The following is a 21,541-nucleotide window of genomic DNA, read 5'->3' as shown; positions in this document are numbered from 1 at the left end:
CCAGATTTGATTTTTATGAATTTTTTTCGTAGCATCGCAGCTTATTATTCTATCTTGAACGAAAAATATCATGGCTTGTTACGGCTTTGATTCTCTTTTTCCTAATATGACAGTAAGAATCAAACAAAACCTTTTAAATTTTACTTCAAAAACAGCTTAGGGTTACTAAAAAAATAGCTATTTTATCATTCTAGCAGTAATGATTTTTATGGTTTACGGAGATATTTATTGATTTAAAAAGGAAGCAGTAAAAACCGCACTATAAAACGCTAGATAATTATCGATAATAGCAAATGGCAATAAATAGATTGGCAAAAGTGCAAATTCGAGTTTGTCGGGCTGAAGTTGGCGTGTTATATCGGAACATAATATGGAAATAGGAGTATGGTTGAAATTGTCATGCTCCTTTTTTAGATTTCAATATTTCTTCAAGGATACTTTGGTACAATAGATATATATAATTTCAGAGGTATTCCATGAAAATATTGCTTGTTGAAGATGAAAAGAGAATGTCCGAGGCGTTGTGCGAAATCCTCAGGCAGGAAAAATATGATACAGATCCCTTTTTGGATGGAATAAGTGGACTTGATGCTGCAAGAAGCGGCATATATGATCTGCTTATTCTTGATGTTATGCTCCCCGGAATCAATGGATTTGACATAGCCAGAACTGTGAGAAGAGAGGGAATACAGGCTCCCATCTTAATGCTCACTGCGAGAGCAGATACTGATGATAAGGTGAGTGGCCTGGATAGCGGAGCAGATGATTACCTTACAAAGCCCTTTGAGACAAAAGAGCTTCTGGCAAGGGTAAGAGCCATGCTTCGCAGGAATAACATGCAGAAGACAGATGATACCGGAAATCTCGTATCGGGAGACCTTAAACTGGATAGAAACAGGTCAATGCTTATAAATACTGAAAATGGCATGGATGTACGTTTGTCAGAAAAAGAGCTGCATATCTTGGAGATCTTCCTTGCAAATGAAGGAACTATTATCGGAAAGGAGCAGCTTGCTGTTAAGATATGGGGATTTGACAATGAAGCTGAGTATAACAATGTGGAGGTCTATATCTCTTTTACCAGAAAAAAGCTTCAATTCCTGGCTTCAATGATGGAGATAAAGGCGGTGCGCGGTCTTGGATATGAACTGCGAAAGAAGGAGTAGGAATGGCAAAAAAGCTTGGAAACAGACTTTTTAAAGCTTCACAAAAAAAGATCACAGCTACGATAATGGGGCTCCTTACACTGATCCTTTTAGGAACCCTGCTGACTATTTCACTTACTACTTACAGCGCAGTATACAGGAATAATCAAAGGATCCTTGAAGTCTTTCTTGATGACTACATCAATGGAAATGGCCCAAAAGAAGCGCCGAAAGATGCCATGGGAACTCCTGAAGATAGAATTGCCACAGAGGCTGCGGTTATGTATCTTGTGGAGTTTTCTTCTGATGGAAGTGCTGTTGGAATAATGAATGATGTTAAGCCCGTAATGAGCGATGAAGCACTCAAAAATCTTGCAGCGCAGCTAATGACAGGTGGGAAAAAACGCGGAATAAGCGGTAGGATGATATATCGCATCGCTTCAGATGAATCATCAGGGAGAAGCTATGTGGCAATGATGGATAATACCCTGATAGATGGCAGTATGAAAACGCTCATAATGAATACAGTTGTATTTGGCGCTGTTGCCCTGATAATACTGTTCTTTGTTTCCTTGAAGGCGTCTAAGGAGATAATGAAACCTGTCGAAGATACATATCAGAAACAGAAACAGTTTATCTCAGATGCGGGACATGAACTTAAAACTCCCATATCAACAGTCAGTGCCAATGCCGAGATTTTGCAGCGCGAGATTGGGAACAACAGGTGGCTTGACAATATTCTTTATGAGAACAGACGCATGAAAGAGCTCGTGACAGGACTTCTGGATCTTTCAAGGACAGAGAACATGGAAGCAGTACATACAGATGTTGATCTTTCCAGAATTGTTACAGGCGGGATATTGCCTTTTGACTCGGTTGCATTTGAGAGAGGCCTGCTTCTGGAGAGCGAAATTGAGCAAGATATCCATGTAGAAGGGAATCCAAACCAGTTGGGACAGTTGGTAGCTACACTTTTGGACAATGCTGTTTCACATGCTGAAAAAACACAAAATGCCAATGAAAGTGCCAGTAAGATTTTAGTCACTCTCAATGCAGAGGATAAATGTGCCGTGCTTAAGGTATCCAATCCGGGAAAAGAGATTCCTGCAGAGGAAAGAAAACGGATATTTGAACGCTTTTACAGAACAGATTCATCCCGGGAACTTAATGGCCATTATGGCCTGGGGCTTGCAATAGCAAAGGCAGTTGCAACAGCTCATGACGGCGAAATCAGTGTGGAATGTGCTGAAGGAATCACTACATTTGTAGTCAGGATTCCTGTTCTAAAATAACCAGGTTATAAATTCTTTAAAAAGTTTTCAAGCTTTCTTCAAGTTTCATTTTATATCATATGCCTGTCAGATAACTAAACCAGATTGATCGGAGGCATATATAAATGAAAATAAAGAAGATACTTGCATTATTAACAACTGCTTCTCTGACGGCATCTCTTATCGGATGCGGCGATACTGCTTCAGAGAGTACAACAATTCAGGAAGCAGCTTCTGAGGTATCAGAAGAGTCTGTGAATGAGACCAAGGCAGCTACTCAGGTAGAAGATACTGATTCAAAGAGTGCAGCAACATCATCTTTGGAAGCAACTTCTGCTGAGGAGAGGGCATCCATAGAGGAAGCGCTTAACCTTGCAAATAACGAGGAAGTTACCTGGTCCTATGACAAAGATGCGGATGCCTGGGTAATGAGCATTGTGACAGCAGTTGCTAATGCGGAAATTGAAGATGAAGAAGGCGTTTCTGTTTGTGTCCCAGGAGCGTATATAAAGGGAATTGATACGGATGGTGATGGAGTAGAAGATATCACTGCCGCAAGCTATACAGAAGATGTTCATGGACAGCTGGTGATTGATTACGAAGCAGAAGTAACAAGCTCAAACGGACAGATATATACAGCTTCCACCGCGCCTGTAATTCTGAATACCGGCGCTGCAGGTTACAGCTCTTCTTCTAACACCATGGCCTCATCATCTTATGCATCTGAGGGCTATATCAATGTTTCCTGCGGAAACAGAGGCAAAAATGATACTGCTACAGATGAGAGTGGAAATGAGTACTATACAGGAGATGCGCCGTCTTGCCTTGTGGATCAGAAAGCAGCGTCGAGATTCGTAAGATATAATATTCTGCTTGGCAATCTTCCTGGAAGTACAGAATACTGGGTTTCTACCGGTGGAAGTGGCGGCGGAGCACATGCAACCATGTTTGCAGCAACATCAAACAGTTCTGATTTTTATGATTATCAGATAGCGGTTGGGGCTGTTGGCGTTTACGTCAATGAAGATGGCACTTATGACACAACTGTTACCATTGATGGAGTGACCTATGATCTTTCTGATGGAGCATGGGGAGCTGTTGCCTATTCCCCTATCACCTCTTTGTATGAAGCGGATATGGCCATGGCATTTGAGTACTACATGGATTCTGATTATGATTTCAATACCTCATTCCAACAGCAGATGGCAAAGTACCTTTCAGAAGAGTACATGACTTACATCAATGACCAGAATCTTTCAGTTAATGAGGCTGATGTGGAGCTTGATATTAATGGTGATGGAGATACAGAAGATACTATAGAGCTTTCTATTGAATATGATGAAACAAAGTATGCTGACACCAATGGCTATGGTGGAACATATGTTGACTTCTATCTTGCAGAATTTGTTTCAAATCTGCAGTGGTACCTTGATAACCTGGATTATGCAGATGGATGGACCTGGTTCGGTGAAGATGGCAATGCACTTTCTGACGAAGAAGTAGCAGCTATGACAGCTGAAGACAAGGCGACTGCTTTTATAGAAGGCAGATATGCTAAGAGCAGTTCATCATCAGGAGGAATGGGTGGCCCTGGCGGTGGAATGCCCGGAGGCCATGACGGAATGAAAGGCGGGCCTGACGGTGATATGACCGGAGAACCAGGTGGTGACATGACAGGAACACCTCCTGATATGGCTGGAAATAACGAGACTTCAGAAAAAACTGAAGGAGAGGACAGGAGCTTTGCAAATGCTGATGTTGCGGCAAACTCAGCAGGAGACACCATGGATGTAGGAACTCCTGATGCAGGTACAACCCAGTCAGCAGGAAGCAAAACAGATTCATCAAATTACTCAACATATGAAGAAATGCTTGCTGCTTACCAGAGTGATGTTGCAGAAGTATATGAAGGCGATAAATATGGAAATGTGATCGTGGATCTTTACAATCCGCTCAACTATATAGGAGATGAAGACGGAACAGATCCTACATGGATAAGGATGGTCTGCGGAGCATCAGAAGGTGATATTTCAATGTTCAATTCCCTTAACCTTCAGATTGAATTCCTTTCTTCAGGAGTTGATGCAGATATTGAATGGCAGTGGGATGGCGGACATGTACCGTCAGAGATTCTTGGCAATTCTCTTTCACTTACTGTAGATACTATGTACGGCGAGTATGTAGACGGTGCAGTTAAGATTACAAAGGCTGCAGCTGAGCCGCAGACTGAAAATGGAGATGCTACAGAGGCAACCGGAACGGATATAAGCAGCTGGGTAAATTATGATGATACATCTGCTGTGACATTCACAGTGGCAGATGCGGTCAGCTACAGAACAGCTCGTGCCAGCAAGTCTACTCCGGGATTTGACGTAATCGATTATGGTCAGGAAGACTATGTGTTTGGTGATTCCGAGACTGACGCAAGACATTGGAGCAAATGGGTATTAAAGGTTCTTGAAGAACATCAGGAGGAGCTTGAAGGGCTCTTCAACAGTAGCAAGTAAGGCGACAGATGGTTACGTGACGTATAAGATTAGAACACTATACTATAGAAGGTCATAGCTTCATACTGCTGTGACCTTCATGAAAATTACTTGAAAGTCTTTTTTATCTGCTCCAGAAATTTTTCCGCAATAGGAGTAAAGGTCTGATACTTGTTCCATATTAGATACAGCTCTGATTTTAGTTCAGGTGAAAGCGGTCTGAATACCATGTCAGTTCCTTCGGTATTTATCAGATCCTTAAATGTAAGAAGTATTCCAAGGTTTTCTCTTGCAAATACAGAGCCGTTATAAGATAGCCTGAAGGAGCCTTCAAGTTTTAGCTCAGAAAATCTTTCTTTAGCCCATGTTTTGATTTCATTGTTCCAACTCTGCTCTGAGACAAACAGAGGCTGTCCTGTCAGGTCGGAGACACGGATGGATTTTTTCTTTGCAAGGGAATGAGATGAAGAGATGATCGCTCCCCATACATCAGCTTCCGGAAATTTTACATATTCGTATTTATTGCTGTCAGGTGTTTCACATAGTACAGCAAAGTCTAAAATGCCCTTATCAAGCTTTTCAGTAACCTGCTCAGTATCTCCGCTTGTTATATGATAAGTGAAATTAGGGTATTTTTCTTTTAACTTATAAATCTCTCTGGCGAGGTATCTGATCTGATAGCTTTCTGCCAGTCCAAAATATATATCTCCACCTGTTATATCATCCAGGGAATTAAATTCCTGTTCTATCTTGTCTGACATAGCAACAAGATCCTGGGCACGGTCACGCAGAAGCATTCCTTCGTCCGTAAGCGAGATGCTGAAACTGTGCCTTACAAACAGTTTCTTCCCAAGTTCTTCCTCTAATGATTTTAACGTCTTTGAAAGAGTAGGCTGCGATACATGAAGCTGCTCAGCAGCCTTTGACATGTTTTCTTCCCTTGCAACTGCAAGAAAGTATTTGAGATTTTTTATTTCCATGAAAACCTCCATATAGTTGACGATTAAAATGTTATTCCAAAAACGAATATCATGATATTTATTTTATTCATTAGCGAAAATCTGGTCAAGGATTTACTATGAAATCAGAAGGAGCAAAAAAGATGGATACCAAAAAGATTCTTGAAAGCCTTACTGACATGGGCTGTGATGAGAAAGAAATAAGCTTTATGAAAAAGATGTATGAAGAAGGTGATACTGATACACTTCTTCGAGATCTTAGGAAATGCAGGTGCCATCTTATGGATGAGCTTCATGAGAGCCAGAAAAAAGTAGATAACATGGATTTTTTGATAAGACAGATTCAAAAAGAGAAATGATTAAAACGGAGGAATGTAAAATGATCAGAAAAGAAGAATTAAACCTTGTAACTGAGTGGGATAAGACATTTAAGAAAAGTGATAAGGTAGACCACAGCAAAGTGACTTTTGTAAACAGATATGGGATTACCCTTGCGGCAGATATGTATGTTCCAAAGAATGCGGTAGGAAAGCTCCCTGCAATTGCTGTAAGTGGACCTTTTGGCGCGGTAAAAGAGCAGTGTTCAGGTCTCTATGCTCAGACAATGGCAGAGAGAGGATTTCTGACAATAGCATTTGATCCCTCTTTTACAGGAGAGTCCGGAGGAAATGTGAGATATATGGCATCACCGGATATCAATACAGAAGACTTCATGGCGGCAGTTGATTTCCTTTCCTTGAATGAGAAGGTTGATCCTAACAGAATCGGAATCATCGGTATCTGTGGCTGGGGCGGCATGGCTGTAAATACAGCAGCTCTTGATACAAGGATCAAGGCTACAGCTGCTATGACAATGTATGACATGACAAGAGTAAATGCCAAGGGATATTTTGACTCCGAGGACAGCGAGGAAGCAAGGTATCAGAAGAGGGCTGCCATGTGTGCTCAGAGACTTGAAGACCTTAAGGCTGGCGAATATAAGCTTGGCGGTGGAGTAGTAGATCCAGTGCCTTCGGATGCACCTTTCTTTGTAAAAGACTATTTTGACTACTACAAGACTGACAGAGGTTATCACAAGAGAAGCCTTAATTCCAACGGTGGATGGAATGTTATTGGCTGTGAGTCTTTTGTTAATCAGCCAATCCTTAAGTACTCTAATGAGATAAGGAGCGCTGTTTTACTTGTTCATGGAGAAAAGGCGCACTCTTGCTATTTTTCTAAGGATGCTTATGCAGATATGATCAAAGACAGCAAGTATGCAGATAACAAGGAACTAATGATAATCCCTGATGCAGTACATACTGATCTATATGATGGCGGAGATAAGGATTATATTCCTTTTGACAAGCTGGAGAACTTCTTTAAGGAGAATTTGAAATAAAGGATGGGATGATATGAGTAAAGTGTTAGTAATTTCTACAAGCCTTCGTGCAAAGAGTAATTCCGACATACTTACGGAAAAGCTTATAGAGGGAGCAAAAGCTTCAGGTCATGATGTGGAATATATAGGCCTAAAAGGGAAAAATATCGGTTTCTGTATAGGTTGTCTTGCCTGTCAGAATACCCAGAAATGTGTTATTAAGGATGATGCTGCTGAGATTGCAGAAAAAGTAAAGAATGCAGATACCCTTGTATTTGCAACTCCGATTTATTATTACGAGATGAGCGGTCAGATGAAAACTCTTTTGGACAGACTCAATCCGCTGTATCCTTCAGACTATAAGTTCAGGAATGTATATATGCTCTCTGTTGCGGCTGAGGATGAAGAGTTTGTGCCTAAAAAAGCTGAAAGTGGACTTCAGGGATGGGTTGACTGTTTTGAAAAGGCAGAATTCTCCGGTTCCTTATTCTGCGGAGGCATAGGCGATATGGGTGAGGCAACGAAAAAAACTGAAGAGTTAAACGAAGCCTTCGAATTTGGAAAAGCTCTAAAATAAAGGAAGTCTGCGATGAAAACGAAAATGATTTTTCTGGCATTCTGTATGACCATAATGTTTTGCATGAGCGCCTGTGCAGGGACAACCAAAAATTGGTATCGCGGATAATGTACATTTAAGCTTCGGTTAAATCCCGAAGCTTTTTCTTTGGAATTGTGTTGACAAAAAATATGTAATATATTACATTGTTTCATATAGGTAATATGTTACATAATATAAAAAGGAGCTCACATGAATTACGATGAAGCAATGAATATCGAAAAAGTAACGTTTGGAGATATGCCACCACAGCCGTTTTTACTCGGATTACTCAGTGCATTTGATAACAGATATCAGGCTGCAGCCGATGCATATTTCAAGGAGATTACCTGGAAACAATTCTTTGCAATAATCTGTATCAACCTATGCAAGGAACCTCCGACATTGAATGAGCTTTCAGATGTAATGGGAAGTTCTCATCAGAATGTAAAGCAGATTTTACTTAAGCTTGAGAAAAAGGGGTTTGTCTCTGCAATCCCTGATGATAAGGACAAGCGAAAGCAGCGAATCTTTGTCACAGATAAATGCAGGACTTTTCTGGAACAGAATGACAATAACGGTCAGCAGAGCCAGTACGTCATCGGAAGAATATTTAATGGAATCGATGAAAAGAGCCTTCAGACTACCATACAAACTATCATGAAAATGGAAAGGAATTTGAGCGAGTTATGAAAACACTGGTCATTTACACATCACAGACAGGATTTACTAAAAGGTACGCAGAGTGGATTGCAGAAAAAATGAGCGGTGAGCTTCTTGATCTAAGGGATGCTCAGAAAAAGAGTGCTGATTACTTCAAGGATTTTGACGCGATCTGCTACGGAGGTTGGGCTATGGCAGGTAATCTGGTCAAAGGTAAGTGGTTTCTCGAAAAAGCTTCTGACTTGCAAGACAAGCGCCTGGCTATGTTCTGCGTAGGCGGCAGCCCTAATGACAATCCTGATGTAGATGCTTTTCTTCAGAATGTCCTTACGGAGGAGCAGAAGAAGTATATTAAAGTATTCTACTGTCAGGGCGGTTTTAACTATGAAAAGATGAAGGCACCATCCAGACTTGCAATGAAGATGTTTGTATCAACTCTCAGGAATAAAAAAGATGCTACTGAGAAAGAAAAGGTCATGGCCGAGAAGATGGCTTCATCCTATGATATTTCTGATGTCAAATATATAGAACCTATAGTGGCTTATCTGTTGGAGAAAGATAATGAAAAGGCTGTTTAAAACCCTGCTTGCAATAGTAATCGTAATTGCAGTGATCATCATATCTGCAGTCGCAATTGTTAGTGTCAGGATGAGTGGACAGGTCAATGCTTTCGACAAATCAGGAATTGATCTGTCCCATGTTGCTGATGGTGTATATAATGGTCATAGTGAGACGGATCTGGTCAAGGTTGATGTTCGAGTAACAGTAGCTGATGGGAGAATAGAAGATATTGAAATCCTAAAGCACGAGTGTGGCAAGGGGCATCCTGCTGATGTGATTGTTAGTGATATGATCAAAGATAATACAGTAGAGGTTGATGCGGTTTCGGGTGCAACGATGTCCAGTGAAGTAATAAAAGACGCAGTCAGGGATGCGTTAAGATCAGGCCTTTAACTTTCAGTTTTACTGTTTATCAAAACAGAGGAGGAGCAGATATGAACGCAAGGGAGTACTTAGAGATTTTACATGTTGCTGAGAGGCTTAAAGATACGCCTCGTCATTGCACTACAACGAAAAGAAGAACGGAGAGCGTGGCAGAGCACAGCTGGCGGATTTCGCTCATGGCATTTCTTCTTAAGCATGAGTTTGAAGATGTGGATATAAATAAAGTTGTAGATATGTGTCTCATTCATGATCTTGGTGAGTGCTTTACCGGCGATATTCCGACGTTTATAAAGACCGATTCCGATAGAGAGGTCGAGGATTCTCTTTTGATCCGGTGGGTTAAAACTCTTCCAGAGGAACTATCCGGGGAAATAGCTAATCTTTATAAAGAGATGGATGCCCAAGAAACTAAGGAGGCTAAGTTATACAAATCATTGGATAAGCTGGAGGCCTTGATTCAACATAACGAGTCTCCAATTGATACATGGTCTGAAAATGAGTATGAACTCAATAAAACCTATGCATTTGATACAGTATCCTTTTCAGAATGGCTTACTGACCTTAGAAAGGAGATTCTTGAAGACACCTTAGACAAGATTGAAAAAGAAGGTCACGAGTGAGTATATTACTGAATATAGAAGCTTCCGAATTCAAACTAATAGTTTGTGATTCGGAAGCTTTTTCATTTAATGTGTTTCATAAAACAAATGATTTTCGATATACATTTGGTTTATGTATAATAGAGAGCAGATGTATTACAGAGTGATGGAGCATAGCAATATGAGTTTAAGCAGAGAACAAGAAATAGTAGAGTACTTGAAAAAGACTTACAATTCCAAAGCAATTATCAAATACGGATCATTTGCCGATGGTAGCGCTAATGAAAACAGCGATTTTGACGCGCTTGTTATAACCACAGATGTTGAGAAGCATGACTCATCCGTGGTGGCTGACACCGTTCTGGATGTTTGGGTATATCCAGAAGAGAAGCTTTCTTCTGAATATGACCCTGATGAATTTCTGCAGGTATTTGATGGCATTATAATTCAGGACCATAATGGACTTGCAAAAATGCTGATAGATAGAGTAAATGAGTATATAGATCAAACACCAGTGAAGTCTGATGATGAGATAACACAGGAAATCTCATGGTGTGAGAAGATGCTTGCAAGGACAGTTAGAGAAGATGCTGAAGGTTATTACAGGTGGCATTGGTTACTTATAGATAGTTTGGAAATATATTTTGATATAAAGCATCTGTACTATCATGGTCCAAAGAAGGCTCTCAAGTATATGCAAAATAATGATTCAAAATCATTTGATACATACTTGCGTGCGTTAAAAGAAATGAATCAAAATAATCTTACGCAGTGGATTGGAGTGCTTAAGGCTATAAAATAAATAATATAGATTTCAGGATAACTTAGAAAGACAAATCTTGCTAATGTTTGTGTGAGGAAAAAGATATGATACATTTGGAAAAAATCGATTCAACTAACATATGGGAGATTGTTGATCTGAAGGTATTCAAATCTCAGAAAAGCTTCGTTGCGGCAAACTGGGTAAGTATCGTCCAAGCATACGGTGTTCGGGATTCGGCCACAGCTGCGTTTCCATTTGCCATCTATAATGACAAAAGACCAGTTGGATTCCTGATGATCGGTTTTAACGAGGCTGCGATGTATGAAAACTGGGATGACGTTGAAGCCCCAAAGTCACTTGTTAACAACTACTCCCTCTGGCGTTTGATGATTGACAAGCGATATCAAAAACGCGGTTACGGCAGAGAAGCGATAAAACTAGCTCTCGACTTTATCAGAACGTGGCCCTGCGGAAAAGCTGAGTATTGCTCCCTTTCTTACGAGCCAGAGAACGAGGTGGCAAGAGAGCTATACCGTTCCTTAGGCTTTATGGAAAACGGCGAAATGGACGGCGACGAAATCGTCGCAGTATTGAAGCTATAATACAGATCGCGTAAAATTCCAGGATAATTGATTAGGGTATTTGGGGACATTTTGGAGGAGAGGTAATGATTAATAGCAAAACGAAATATGAGGCAACCCTTGAAGAGATATGGGAACTTTTCTCTTTTCATAAACTTGGAAATGTGACAGGTATCGCACCGCTTGGAAATGGTGAGTTCAATGCTGCATACAAGGTTACCTGTGACAGTGGCGATAGCTTTGCCCTTAAGATCGCGCCTCCGGAAGGTGCAACGGTTCTGACTTATGAGAAGAACATGATGGAATCAGAAGTGTTCTGGTATAAGAAGATGCATGAGAACACAGATATTCTATGCCCTAAAGTGTATGTGGCGGACTTTTCGAAGAGCATCATAAAGAGCAACTGCTTTGTCATGCAGATGATGGAAGGAGAGCCTTTGTGGGCTGTAAACTTCTCAGAGAGCGAATATGAAAACGTTCAGAGACAGAAAATTGAAATGCTTACCAAAATACACAGGATAACAAATGACAAGTTTGGCTACAGGCAAACAGGTCTCCATGATACATGGTATGATGCATTAAAGTCCATGGCAGGCAATCTGGTTTCAGACTGCAAGGCTCTGGGGTATGAGACTCCGGATGGGGAAAGATTCATTGCATACATCGATAAACATGTGGAAATACTTAAAAAAGTGCCCTGCCGCATGGTGAATTTTGACCTTTGGGACAGCAATGTTCTTTATAAAGACGGTAAGATCTGCTGGATAGACCCCGAGCGCGGTTTCTGGGGAGACCCGGTGGCAGACTTTATAACACTTGGTCCGGGGCAGAAGACACCTCTTTCTTCCAAGGGAAAAGACCTTGAAACCTATAATGAAACAGCAGATGAAAAGATAGTTCTCACAAGTGAAACTGAGATCAGATATGCGCTGGCAGTATGCCTTCTTGCGCTGATTGAGGAAGTTGAAAAATATGTCAGATACGAACCTGATGAACCTAACTACATAAGAAATACCGTTGATGCGAGAGAAATGTATGACATGGCCTTTGACATACTTTAAGTGCATTTCACCGTCAAATTATGCATCAGGGACGCAAGAATCCTTATAATATTTTCTATTACCTTGTTCCTTATTCAGCTATACGAGTACCGAGCCTTCTGGGGCATCTAAATATAATAAAATGATTTACTTATGCTTTTTCCTGTACTCAGAGGGCGTTTGGCCTGTTTCTTTTCTGAAACATTTGACGAAATAGTTGCTATCGGGGATGCCAACGTTTTCACTGATTTCCTGGATACTCTTCTTAGTGCCTGTAAGATAATTACAGGCCTTTTTTATTCTCAGCTGTCTGAGATAATTCATTGGGCTTGTACCGGTCTCTTTTTTGAATAGCGTCATAAGATAGCTTCTTGATACGGAAATCTCATTGCAGATGTCATCTATGGTTAACTCTTTGGTGAAGTTCGTATTCAAGTAAAAAATCGCATTGTAAATTATGGAGCTATATGCATTGGTGTTGTATTCATCAATAGCGCTACAGAAATTTCTTACCATTCTCTCCTTGCTGGAGAGGATTATATCAATGCGTGTTTCCCTTGAGACTTCTCGTGTGTTCTGACCTGATAGCTGGTCGATAAGGTAGGCCGGAAGCCCTTTTTTTGCCGCACACAAGCGAAGTGTGGTTCTTGTTATTGCACAGGCAATTCTTTCGTTTTCAATAGTTGATCCGATCTCTTTCATATAGCGAACATCACGCTGCATTTTATCCAGATATTTTAGAGCACCGGTTGCGTCACCGTTTTCAACGCAATGAATAAAGTTCTGCTCATTTGCATATCGTAGCTGAAGTAGGTTTATTCTGTCCTCTCTTAGCGTCTCAGAGGTGTCGTGAACACTGTCAACAATAAAATCCTCAGGATTCTTGATCTTGTAGTTTTTAGAATCCGGATCGCAAATCTTAATAAAGCAGTTTACTATGTGTTCTGCGGACTCTACACTTAAATTAGGAAAGTGCTCTCTGTATCTTAAATAATCATCTACGGATAGCCCCTTTATACCTGATTCCTTCAGAATATGAACAGCGTGCTGCCTGGATTGAAGGACCGGAGCGAAGGGACCAAATACAAAGAAATTTCCATGTAACATAAAGACCATAATCGACAGGAAAAAAGGGTCTGTAAGTCTGTAGATAGTGAGAGTATTGATACCTGAGCGCATGGCAAGAAGAGCATCTGCTGAAAGAATCATTTGGATGCTGCTTATCATACTGCGTTTACTGAATTCCTCAGCATCTCCTCTGTTATTGATCGCGCAGAGCCCCACCTGATAAAGCTCAGTTATCAATTTTGCACTGTTTTCCATGGTATCTGTAATTTTTTCCATATGGCAAACCTGTATAGTATTATATTTCTATCTAAAGTATTTGTATTCTATTATTATTTTACACTTAATGCTATCTTAATGCTATCAAAATAAAGATTTCATTCGGGTAATGAATATCGTAGGAGGAAGGAATGTCGGATAGTATTCAGGCGAAATACCAAAAGTACATGAAAGAAGACGGAATTCACTTTGTTCCTGTTTGGAGGATTATTGGATTTTCCGGAGCAAACATGGCAGTTAATCTTTACATGGGATTAACTATGATAATGTCATTCTATTTAAATGGATATGTTGGAATGGCAGTAGTACTTGCATCAAGTTTTTCTACCATCACAAGGTTATGGGATGGTGTAACTGATCCTATTGTTGGATTCTTTGTTGATAAGTTCAAGGAGTCAGAGAAGCTTGGCAAAACAAGGCTCTGTCTTATTATGGGAGGACTGCTCCTTTTCATAAACAGCTTTCTAATGTTCAATGTAACTGACAGATTGCCGGAGGGCGGACTTAGGCCGGTATTCTTCATTTTCTTTACAGCTATCTACTACATTGGCTATACATTTCTTAATATCTCCAATCACGTTGGTAATGTATGCCTCACAAACGATCCTAAGCAGAGACCTATCCTTTCAGTCGTAGGAACTGTTCTTGTAAGGATCATGAGAGCAGTAATGCAGATGGTTGTGGCAGCTCTTGCTGTTAAGTATGGATCAATGAAGAGCGCTGAGCTTTTCCATGAGTACTGGCTCATCGTGGCAATCATCGCAACAATCGGAATTGTTATTGCATATATCTCTATCACACCAAAGGATGTTCCTTTCTTCTCAGAGACAACACCTAAGAAGAAAGAAAAAGTTAAGTTTTCAGATTATGTTGACGTCCTTAAGAACAACAGACCTCTTCAAATGATGATCGTTGCAAGAGCAACTGACCAGTTTTCTAATACATGTAAGACCAGCGCAATTCTGCTTGTTTTGTATGGAATAGTAGCCGGCAATTATGAACTTTCAGGTGGCTGGACTCTTTACACCACTATTGTAGGTCTTGTAATGATGACACTGGGAATCGGCGCTATCGGATCAAAGCTTGGTCTTAAAAAAGCTATGCAGGTTGGATCATGGGGCGTAATCGTATTTGATGCTATCGCAATTTTGATCTGGCTGTTCATGGATCCTAAGACACTTAGCCTTCCCGGATATGTAAACGGATATGGTGAGGCATTTAGCGGATTTACAGCATTCACAATAGCTCTTTTCCTTGTAACTGTTATAGGTGGAGGCTTCCAGATGATCACAAGCTCTATCGTGCCTCCAATGATTGCAGATGTAAATGACTATGAAGCATCACGTACAGGTAAGTATATCCCGGGAATGGTTGGAACAGTTTTTTCATTCATGGATAAGCTTATTTCATCCTTTGGACCTACATTTGTAGGTGTAGGATTCGCAATAATCGGATTCAAGGAAGCATTCCCGGATCTCGATACTCCATACAGCTTTAGTCTACTTATCATGGCTATCATATTCTATTATGGATTCGAGCTGTTGGGCGCTATATTCAACGTAATAGCAATGAAATTCTATGATCTTACTCCAGATAAGATGAAAGAAATTGAAGCTAAGATTTATGAGATGAGGAAAGAAAATGCATAAGATTGCCATAAATGATGGTTGGAAATTTAAAAAGCTTGCTGACGGGAATATCAATGATATTCCCGTGAGTGCTATAGATGAGAAGAATTTTGTAAATGTAGATCTTCCGCACACCTGGCATGCTGATGGGGCGTACAGAGGCCTTACACTTTATAGCAAGACTATATCAACGGAGCCGACCTGGAAGCACGCATTTATCGATATTCCGGGAGCTGATCAGCATGCAGTGGTTTTGGTAAATGGTAAAAAAGTAGCTGAGCACAAAGGCGCATATTCTGCATTCAGAGCAAGGATTACTGAGGATATGCTTGGCCAGGATGTAAGAATAGATGTTTATCTTACAAATATGCTGGACGATGGTATTTCTCCTTTGACAGGTGATTTCACCATATTCGGTGGCCTTTACAGAGGAATGAATCTTCTTGTAACTGAAAGCGATGCTTATTTTGATCCAACATACTATGGAACAGACGGAGTTATCATAAGAACTGGGGTAGATGGTGATGAAGGTACATTGTCTGCAGAAATTCATGCTGTGATGGACGATGCTGACAAGATTCTGATTGAAATCGTTGATCCTGATGGAAACACAATTTCTGAAATTTCTTCAGATAGGGTAAAAGAGCTATCAACCAGAATTCCGGATGTTAAGTTGTGGAATGGTAAGGAAGCCCAAGCACTTTATCGGGTAAAGGCCAGTATTTGGAATAATAGTAAAAAGTTTGATGAGGTGGCGTTGTCCACAGGTTTTAGGAGTGTTTCCATAGATTCCGAGAAAGGTCTTTGTCTGAATGGTAATCACTTCAGAGTAAATGGAGTAGCCAAACATCAGGATTTTGCAGAATGCTACAATGTGACGTCTGAATCGAATATTGAGAAAGACTTTAGTCTTATTGACGAGATTGGAGCAAACGCAGTCAGGCTTTCACATTATCAGCACCCACAGTTTGCTTACGACATGGCAGACCGGAAGGGATATCTTGTGTGGGCAGAGATACCCATGCTCAAAATGACTGATAATGAAGACCTTAAAGAAAATGCAAAAGAGCAGCTCAAAGAACTGATTATGCAGAATATTCATCATCCTTCAATTTTCTGCTGGGGAATTCAGAATGAAATAGGCATGTTCAGGGATGCGGCATATATGCATGTCACGCTTAGAGAGCTTCGTGACATTGCAAAAGAACTGGATCCATCAAGGCTTGTAACAGCGGCTAATCTGTATACGGTCAAGTTCAGGAGTGAGCTTAATTCATCAACTGACATGATCGGATACAATATTTATTTTGGCTGGTATTACGGCAACATGCATGATTATGACGAGTACCTAGACAGATTCCATAAGGAAAGACCTGAGGTTCCTATCGGTGTAAGTGAGTACGGTGTAGATTGCAATACAAAACTACATTCAGAAAAGCCGGTCGTTCAGGATTATACTGAGGAGTATCAGGCTCTTTACCATGAGACAGTTTACCCTATATTTGAGAGCAAAGATTACTTATGGGGAAGCTTTGTGTGGAACATGTTTGACTTTTCAAGTGACATGAGGAAAGATGGCGGTCTTTTGAATCTTAACGGTAAGGGACTTGTGACCTATGACAGAAACACTAGGAAAGATGCTTTTTATTACTATAAGGCAAAGTGGAGCAGTGAAAAGTTTGTTCATATCTGTTCAAAGAGATTTGTGAATAGAAACGGTAATGAGGCAGATATCAAGATTTACACAAACTGCGATGAAGTTACACTTGCAGTAAATGGAAAAGTCTTTGGGAAAAGAAATAACAGTGGAAATGGAATAGTTCTTTTCAGAAGTGTCCCTCTGCAATATGGTGATAATGCTATTGAGGTTAGCTGTGGTGATTACAGTGATAGCTGTGTATTCAGAAGAAGTGATACCGAGGATGAATCCTATCGTCTTCCAAATAGTGGCGCCGGTCAGGCGGTAAAGAACTGGTTCTTGTCCGAAAATGACTTTGTAAAAGAAGGATTCTTTTCTATTGAGGATTCAGCTAACGACCTTATAGAGAACTTAGAAGCAAGAGAAGTTCTGAAAAAATACCTTCCCGAGCTGGTTGAACTGATGCTTACAAAAGATGTAATCCCGCTTGGACTGTCGATGCAGAGCATCCTTAGTAGGAATACACCTGAAGGTCTGGATATACTTGCCCTTAACAAAGAGCTAAACCAGATAAAAAATGATCTGGTTTAATGCGAATTTATGCGGATTCATTTTTGGCTTCGAGCGATGTTATTACAGGAATGATAAATGACTTCAGCGAGGTCACTTACTTTGGCGTCAAATCCATTTTCTATCCAGGTGTTTAAAAGTGTAAAAAGCCGAATTTTTGACTTTTTACACTTTTATCTTTAAGGATTTTACAGGGGTTGCTTTAACCGACAGTAAAAGAAGAATAATAATGAGTATTTTGTAAAACTTACATATGCGTAAAATTACAGTTTTACGCATAACTAATATTATGATATAATAACCACATAGATTACATAAAAAGTCCCTAAAATACAGGGTTTGAGGTATATACATGGCTACTGGAATCAATTATTTTGAAAGAACTAAAAAGTTATTGGACGAAATGCCGGATTATGTGAGCAGCTTTATATATCGCTATGGTGGTCAAAACAAAAACGCAACCATGTATGAATACTGCAGGGATATTCATATTTTTCTCGAATATGTCGTAAACTGCCTTCCAGAATGCTGTGATAAACAGATCAAGGACGTTACCATCGAGGACCTTGGCAGGATTACGCCTGAACACATAGATAATTATATCTTTTTACTTAGAAATACTAAGGATAAGCGCTATAAGGACACAGAAGCTTCTAAGGTTAAAGCAAAAGAAGAAAATAAAGCTATAAAAAAGGACGAAAAGCTTCAAGCTTCTGAAAATACTCTTAGAAGAAAGCGAGCTACAGTATCAGCATTTTTTACATACCTTATGAACAACGGGAAAATAGCCAAAAATCCTGTATTTGCTTCACAGACGGTTGATGTACCACAGAAAAAGCTTATTTATCTTGATTTTGAACAGCAACAAACCTTGATGAATACTGTGATTTACGGCGAAGGACTTTCAGATAATGAGCTTAAATATCACAGTTTATACGCTGAACGTGATGCAGCTATGTTTATGCTTATGCTTGATACAGGCCTTCGTGTCTCTGAGATGCTGGGATCTAATATTGTAGATTATGATCTGGTCAAAGGCAAAGTAACTGTCATAAGAAAAGGCGGCGATGAGATGGATGTTTATTATTCCGATGAATGCGCCGGTTATCTGAGTGATTATTTTGAATCACAGAAAGCCAAATATAGCTTCACTTCTGAGGTGGATCTTCCAGCATTTACAACAAATAGCGGAGACCGTCTCAGCGTAAGAGCTGTAGAAACTCTTGTAAAAAAATATGTGAAAGCTAGTCTTCCATCGATGGCTGGAAAGATCTCCCCGCACAAGCTCAGATCATCATTTGCTATGACCTTCTATGAGGCAAACAACTATGACATTCTCCTTCTTCAGAAGAGACTGAATCATAAATCAGTTAATACAACAAACATCTATGCCAAAGCTACAGATAAAGCGGTTTCAGAATCAAGAAATCTCTTACAGGAATTCAGGAAAAATAAGATTGCAAAGACTCAAAATGAGTAACAAAAGGAATCTTAATTGAAGAAAATATGACACGCGTGATGGTTAAAAAATGTCAAGAGGCGGAGGTGTCGGATGGGGGATTTTGGGTAGATTATTGAAAGGATTTTTGGCAAAAGAAAAAGTGCCTTCTGGCGTGAAACATCGGCCAGAAGGCACTTTGAGGCATTTCAATGTGTAAAGGCAAATATGGAATTCTTTGTAATGCTCAAATACGCTTTGCATTTCCTCTTGGGCGTTATTCTGCATCAGACTTCTCCTTGGCTTCAGCCTGACGCTTCCTGTCAAAGCTCTCTTTCACCTTGGTTTTCACAGCCTGCTTAACTTTCTTCTTAGCTTTCTTTTTTAGAATATGAAGCAATGTAAGCACAATAATAGGTATAAGAACTATCGCTGTAAGCTCAGCGTACAACTTAGCCTTTTTAAGCATCTTCTGGCGTTTGCGCTTCTTTAGATACTTCTCAAAATCTTCAAACATGATATGCCTCCAATTTTATCCTTCATAACACAGACAATCCGCAAATAATCAACTAAAGTATTACATGTTATCTAGGATAATTATACAACATAGAAATATCGCCAAGCTAAAGTATAAATTAAGCGTTCGTTAAATTTGGTACTAAATTTGAATGGGGGAATTGGGGATTATGGGTGTTGGTTTAAGCTAAACTTGTAATATGTTTAAAGATAGGAGTGTAAAAAGTCAAAAATACGGCTTTTTACACTTTTTAACTTTAAAAAATAAAGCTTGAAAATGTAAAAAGCCGTACTTTTAAAGATAAATCTGTAAAAAGCCGCATGGATTAAAGCTAAAATTGTAAAAAACCGGGCACTGTAGTGTGTGCAATTTAATCATTATCCTGGTTATCATCAGTTCCATAAACGTCTACCTGGGATGCCTGTCTTTTATGTTCTTCTTCTATAGCAGCATAGTGTTTAACAGTCGTATTTACGTCTTTATGTCCCAGAACATCAGCAACCATATAAATATCACTTGTTCTGTTATAAAGCGCTGTACCATACGTTCTACGGAGCTTATGAGGGGTGAGTTTTTGAGTAAGTCCTGTGTTTTTTCCATATTTTGAAATCATATATTGGATGCTTCTTATCGATAAACGCTTATGCTGAAGAGATATGAAGAGAGCAGGTTCTTCAGAATCATTGAGTAGGGTAGGGCGTTCATGATTGATATAATCCCTTAGCGTATTCCGGATAATCTCGTTTATGTAGAGATGATCTTCATCGCCGCCTTTTCTGACGATAGTAATTGTATTTTCATCAAAATTTATATCTGAAAGATCAAGCCCTGCACATTCCGAGACGCGGATTCCAGTATTTAACAGAAGAGTTACAATTGCCAGATCTCTTTTTGCAGTAGGTTCAGACATAACTTTGGAATGGTAACTAGCAGAATTCACAGCTGCGACAGAATCCATTAGAAGCTGAACCTGGTCAGGATACAGCCTTCGGATATCTTTCTTTACCTTTTCTTTCTTCTTTACAGCAGCTTTCACTGTGGGATCAATCTTAAGATAGTCATATTTGATCAGATATTTATAGTAATTCCGCACAGCCGCCATTTTTCTTGCAATTGCACGTTCTTTAGCAGGCTTTACATTGCCTTTTTTATCCGGTTTGTGGCCTGATGCAACATAATTTTGGAATTCATTGATGTCCTGAGGACCAAGATTTTCGACAACTTCAAAGGGGATATCTTTGATTTCAAGATTCTTGCACAGGGGATTCTTTTCCTTGAGAAATCCGTAGAAAAATAGAATATCCTGCGCATAATTTAAAGCGGTGCTTTCCTGATATTTGAGAAGACATTCCTCAACAAATCCATGTGTATGCTGAGGAAGAATGTTTTTAATGCTTTCAGTATCTTTACGGCGTTTCTGCCTCAATGAATTGTAATATTCTGAATTTTCACCCATGACTTAACTCCTCCGCTTTTCTAAAATAATCGTAACACAAAAGAGGAATTTTGTGCAATGATATTTGCGTTAGCAGCGCGTTCCAGCGGGAGGTGAACCCCCTGTCTGACATCGTTCTTTATTGGCTTTATTTCTTTGTTGGATATGCCGTTAATTCTTCAAACTCATCTACCGGCATAGGCTTGTAGAAATAATATCCCTGCATTTCCTCACATCCAAGACTTCCGAGGAAATCAGCCTGTTCCAGTGTCTCAACACCTTCTGCGATAATAGAAGTTCCAATAGCATGGATCATCTGGACCATGTAGCTAAGTATTGTCCGACCCATCTTTTGGTCACCTGAACCGGTAATAAATCGAAGATCAAGCTTTATGCGATCAAGGATAACTTCTTTTAACATATTCAGTGATGAGTAACCACTTCCAAAGTCGTCCATTTCAACTTCAAAGCCTGCTTCACGAAGTTTGGTTGTTGTTTTGATGATGGTATCGGAGTTTTCGACATATGCGCTTTCCGTTATCTCAATACGAAGTTGACCAGGC

Annotated in this window: 21 protein-coding genes; 16 read left to right on the top strand and 5 right to left on the bottom strand. The window is 39.9% G+C overall.

What is annotated here, in order from left to right; translation table 11 throughout:
• The first annotated feature begins 476 nt into the window (after positions 1–476).
• The 3 genes from G631_RS0115510 (at position 477) to G631_RS20435 (ending at position 4,923) form a co-directional block, all read left to right on the top strand.
• Entirely contained in the window at positions 477–1,166 is a 690-nt protein-coding gene (locus G631_RS0115510) for a response regulator transcription factor (RefSeq protein ID WP_026490220.1), read from the top strand.
• A gap of 2 nt (positions 1,167–1,168) precedes the next feature.
• The gene (locus G631_RS19500; protein ID WP_051197318.1) at positions 1,169–2,437 is read left to right on the top strand and encodes a sensor histidine kinase; all 1,269 of its coding nucleotides are present in this window, start codon (positions 1,169–1,171) and stop codon (positions 2,435–2,437) included.
• Between the two features lie 104 nt (positions 2,438–2,541).
• Positions 2,542–4,923: a hypothetical protein gene (locus G631_RS20435; RefSeq protein ID WP_051197317.1), complete on the top strand. Its 2,382-nt coding sequence runs from the start codon at positions 2,542–2,544 to the stop codon at positions 4,921–4,923.
• A gap of 86 nt (positions 4,924–5,009) precedes the next feature.
• On the opposite strand, the gene G631_RS0115490 is transcribed toward G631_RS20435, so the two are convergent.
• A complete protein-coding gene (locus tag G631_RS0115490; RefSeq protein ID WP_026490218.1) occupies positions 5,010–5,882 on the bottom strand; it encodes a LysR family transcriptional regulator in 873 nt (290 codons plus the stop codon).
• Between the two features lie 122 nt (positions 5,883–6,004).
• On the opposite strand from G631_RS0115490, the gene G631_RS0115485 reads away from it, so the two are divergent.
• The 10 genes from G631_RS0115485 (at position 6,005) to G631_RS0115440 (ending at position 12,428) form a co-directional block, all read left to right on the top strand.
• Positions 6,005–6,220: a hypothetical protein gene (locus G631_RS0115485; protein WP_026490217.1), complete on the top strand. Its 216-nt coding sequence runs from the start codon at positions 6,005–6,007 to the stop codon at positions 6,218–6,220.
• A 20-nt stretch (positions 6,221–6,240) separates the two neighbouring features.
• The gene (locus G631_RS0115480; protein WP_026490216.1) at positions 6,241–7,242 is read left to right on the top strand and encodes an alpha/beta hydrolase; all 1,002 of its coding nucleotides are present in this window, start codon (positions 6,241–6,243) and stop codon (positions 7,240–7,242) included.
• Positions 7,243–7,255: 13 nt separating this feature from the next.
• Positions 7,256–7,798, top strand: coding sequence for a flavodoxin family protein (locus tag G631_RS0115475; protein ID WP_026490215.1), 543 nt, complete (start codon positions 7,256–7,258; stop codon positions 7,796–7,798).
• A gap of 231 nt (positions 7,799–8,029) precedes the next feature.
• Positions 8,030–8,509: a MarR family winged helix-turn-helix transcriptional regulator gene (locus G631_RS0115470; protein ID WP_026490214.1), complete on the top strand. Its 480-nt coding sequence runs from the start codon at positions 8,030–8,032 to the stop codon at positions 8,507–8,509.
• Complete coding sequence (locus G631_RS0115465; protein ID WP_026490213.1) at positions 8,506–9,057, top strand: flavodoxin domain-containing protein; 552 nt, start codon at positions 8,506–8,508, stop codon at positions 9,055–9,057. Before G631_RS0115470 ends, G631_RS0115465 begins: the two co-directional genes overlap by 4 nt.
• The gene (locus G631_RS0115460) at positions 9,041–9,433 is read left to right on the top strand and encodes an FMN-binding protein (RefSeq protein ID WP_026490212.1); all 393 of its coding nucleotides are present in this window, start codon (positions 9,041–9,043) and stop codon (positions 9,431–9,433) included. Before G631_RS0115465 ends, G631_RS0115460 begins: the two co-directional genes overlap by 17 nt.
• A gap of 41 nt (positions 9,434–9,474) precedes the next feature.
• Positions 9,475–10,044 (top strand): HD domain-containing protein, encoded by a 570-nt coding sequence (locus G631_RS0115455; protein WP_026490211.1) that lies wholly within the window; start codon positions 9,475–9,477, stop codon positions 10,042–10,044.
• A 160-nt stretch (positions 10,045–10,204) separates the two neighbouring features.
• Positions 10,205–10,825, top strand: coding sequence for a nucleotidyltransferase domain-containing protein (locus G631_RS0115450; protein WP_026490210.1), 621 nt, complete (start codon positions 10,205–10,207; stop codon positions 10,823–10,825).
• 65 nt (positions 10,826–10,890) lie between these two features.
• The gene (locus G631_RS0115445; protein WP_026490209.1) at positions 10,891–11,388 is read left to right on the top strand and encodes a GNAT family N-acetyltransferase; all 498 of its coding nucleotides are present in this window, start codon (positions 10,891–10,893) and stop codon (positions 11,386–11,388) included.
• Positions 11,389–11,453: 65 nt separating this feature from the next.
• Positions 11,454–12,428: a phosphotransferase family protein gene (locus tag G631_RS0115440; RefSeq protein ID WP_026490208.1), complete on the top strand. Its 975-nt coding sequence runs from the start codon at positions 11,454–11,456 to the stop codon at positions 12,426–12,428.
• Between the two features lie 126 nt (positions 12,429–12,554).
• On the opposite strand, the gene G631_RS0115435 is transcribed toward G631_RS0115440, so the two are convergent.
• Positions 12,555–13,751 (bottom strand): helix-turn-helix transcriptional regulator, encoded by a 1,197-nt coding sequence (locus G631_RS0115435; protein ID WP_026490207.1) that lies wholly within the window; start codon positions 13,749–13,751, stop codon positions 12,555–12,557.
• A gap of 131 nt (positions 13,752–13,882) precedes the next feature.
• On the opposite strand from G631_RS0115435, the gene G631_RS0115430 reads away from it, so the two are divergent.
• From G631_RS0115430 to G631_RS0115420, 3 genes are all read left to right on the top strand, one after another.
• Entirely contained in the window at positions 13,883–15,400 is a 1,518-nt protein-coding gene (locus tag G631_RS0115430; protein ID WP_051197316.1) for an MFS transporter, read from the top strand.
• Positions 15,393–17,609 (top strand): glycoside hydrolase family 2 protein, encoded by a 2,217-nt coding sequence (locus tag G631_RS0115425; protein WP_026490205.1) that lies wholly within the window; start codon positions 15,393–15,395, stop codon positions 17,607–17,609. The genes G631_RS0115430 and G631_RS0115425 overlap by 8 nt, the downstream gene beginning before the upstream one ends.
• A gap of 331 nt (positions 17,610–17,940) precedes the next feature.
• Positions 17,941–19,068: a tyrosine-type recombinase/integrase gene (locus tag G631_RS0115420; protein ID WP_026490204.1), complete on the top strand. Its 1,128-nt coding sequence runs from the start codon at positions 17,941–17,943 to the stop codon at positions 19,066–19,068.
• Positions 19,069–19,303: 235 nt separating this feature from the next.
• Here the strand turns inward: G631_RS0115420 and G631_RS0115410 are convergent, their stop codons facing one another.
• From G631_RS0115410 to G631_RS19490, 3 genes are all read right to left on the bottom strand, one after another.
• On the bottom strand, positions 19,304–19,543 hold the full coding sequence (locus G631_RS0115410) for a hypothetical protein (protein ID WP_026490202.1): 240 nt from the start codon (positions 19,541–19,543) through the stop codon (positions 19,304–19,306).
• A gap of 370 nt (positions 19,544–19,913) precedes the next feature.
• Positions 19,914–20,999: a tyrosine-type recombinase/integrase gene (locus G631_RS0115405; RefSeq protein WP_024864897.1), complete on the bottom strand. Its 1,086-nt coding sequence runs from the start codon at positions 20,997–20,999 to the stop codon at positions 19,914–19,916.
• A gap of 127 nt (positions 21,000–21,126) precedes the next feature.
• The coding region (locus G631_RS19490; RefSeq protein WP_035776510.1) for an EAL domain-containing protein at positions 21,127–21,541 on the bottom strand (415 nt) is incomplete at its 5' end.

Origin of the sequence: Butyrivibrio sp. XBB1001 (assembly GCF_000424505.1) — a bacterium.
In the GTDB taxonomy this organism is placed as follows: Bacteria; Bacillota; Clostridia; order Lachnospirales; family Lachnospiraceae; genus Butyrivibrio.
Note: the sequence above shows the minus strand (reverse complement) of the source record. Positions and strands in the feature narration are given on the sequence as shown.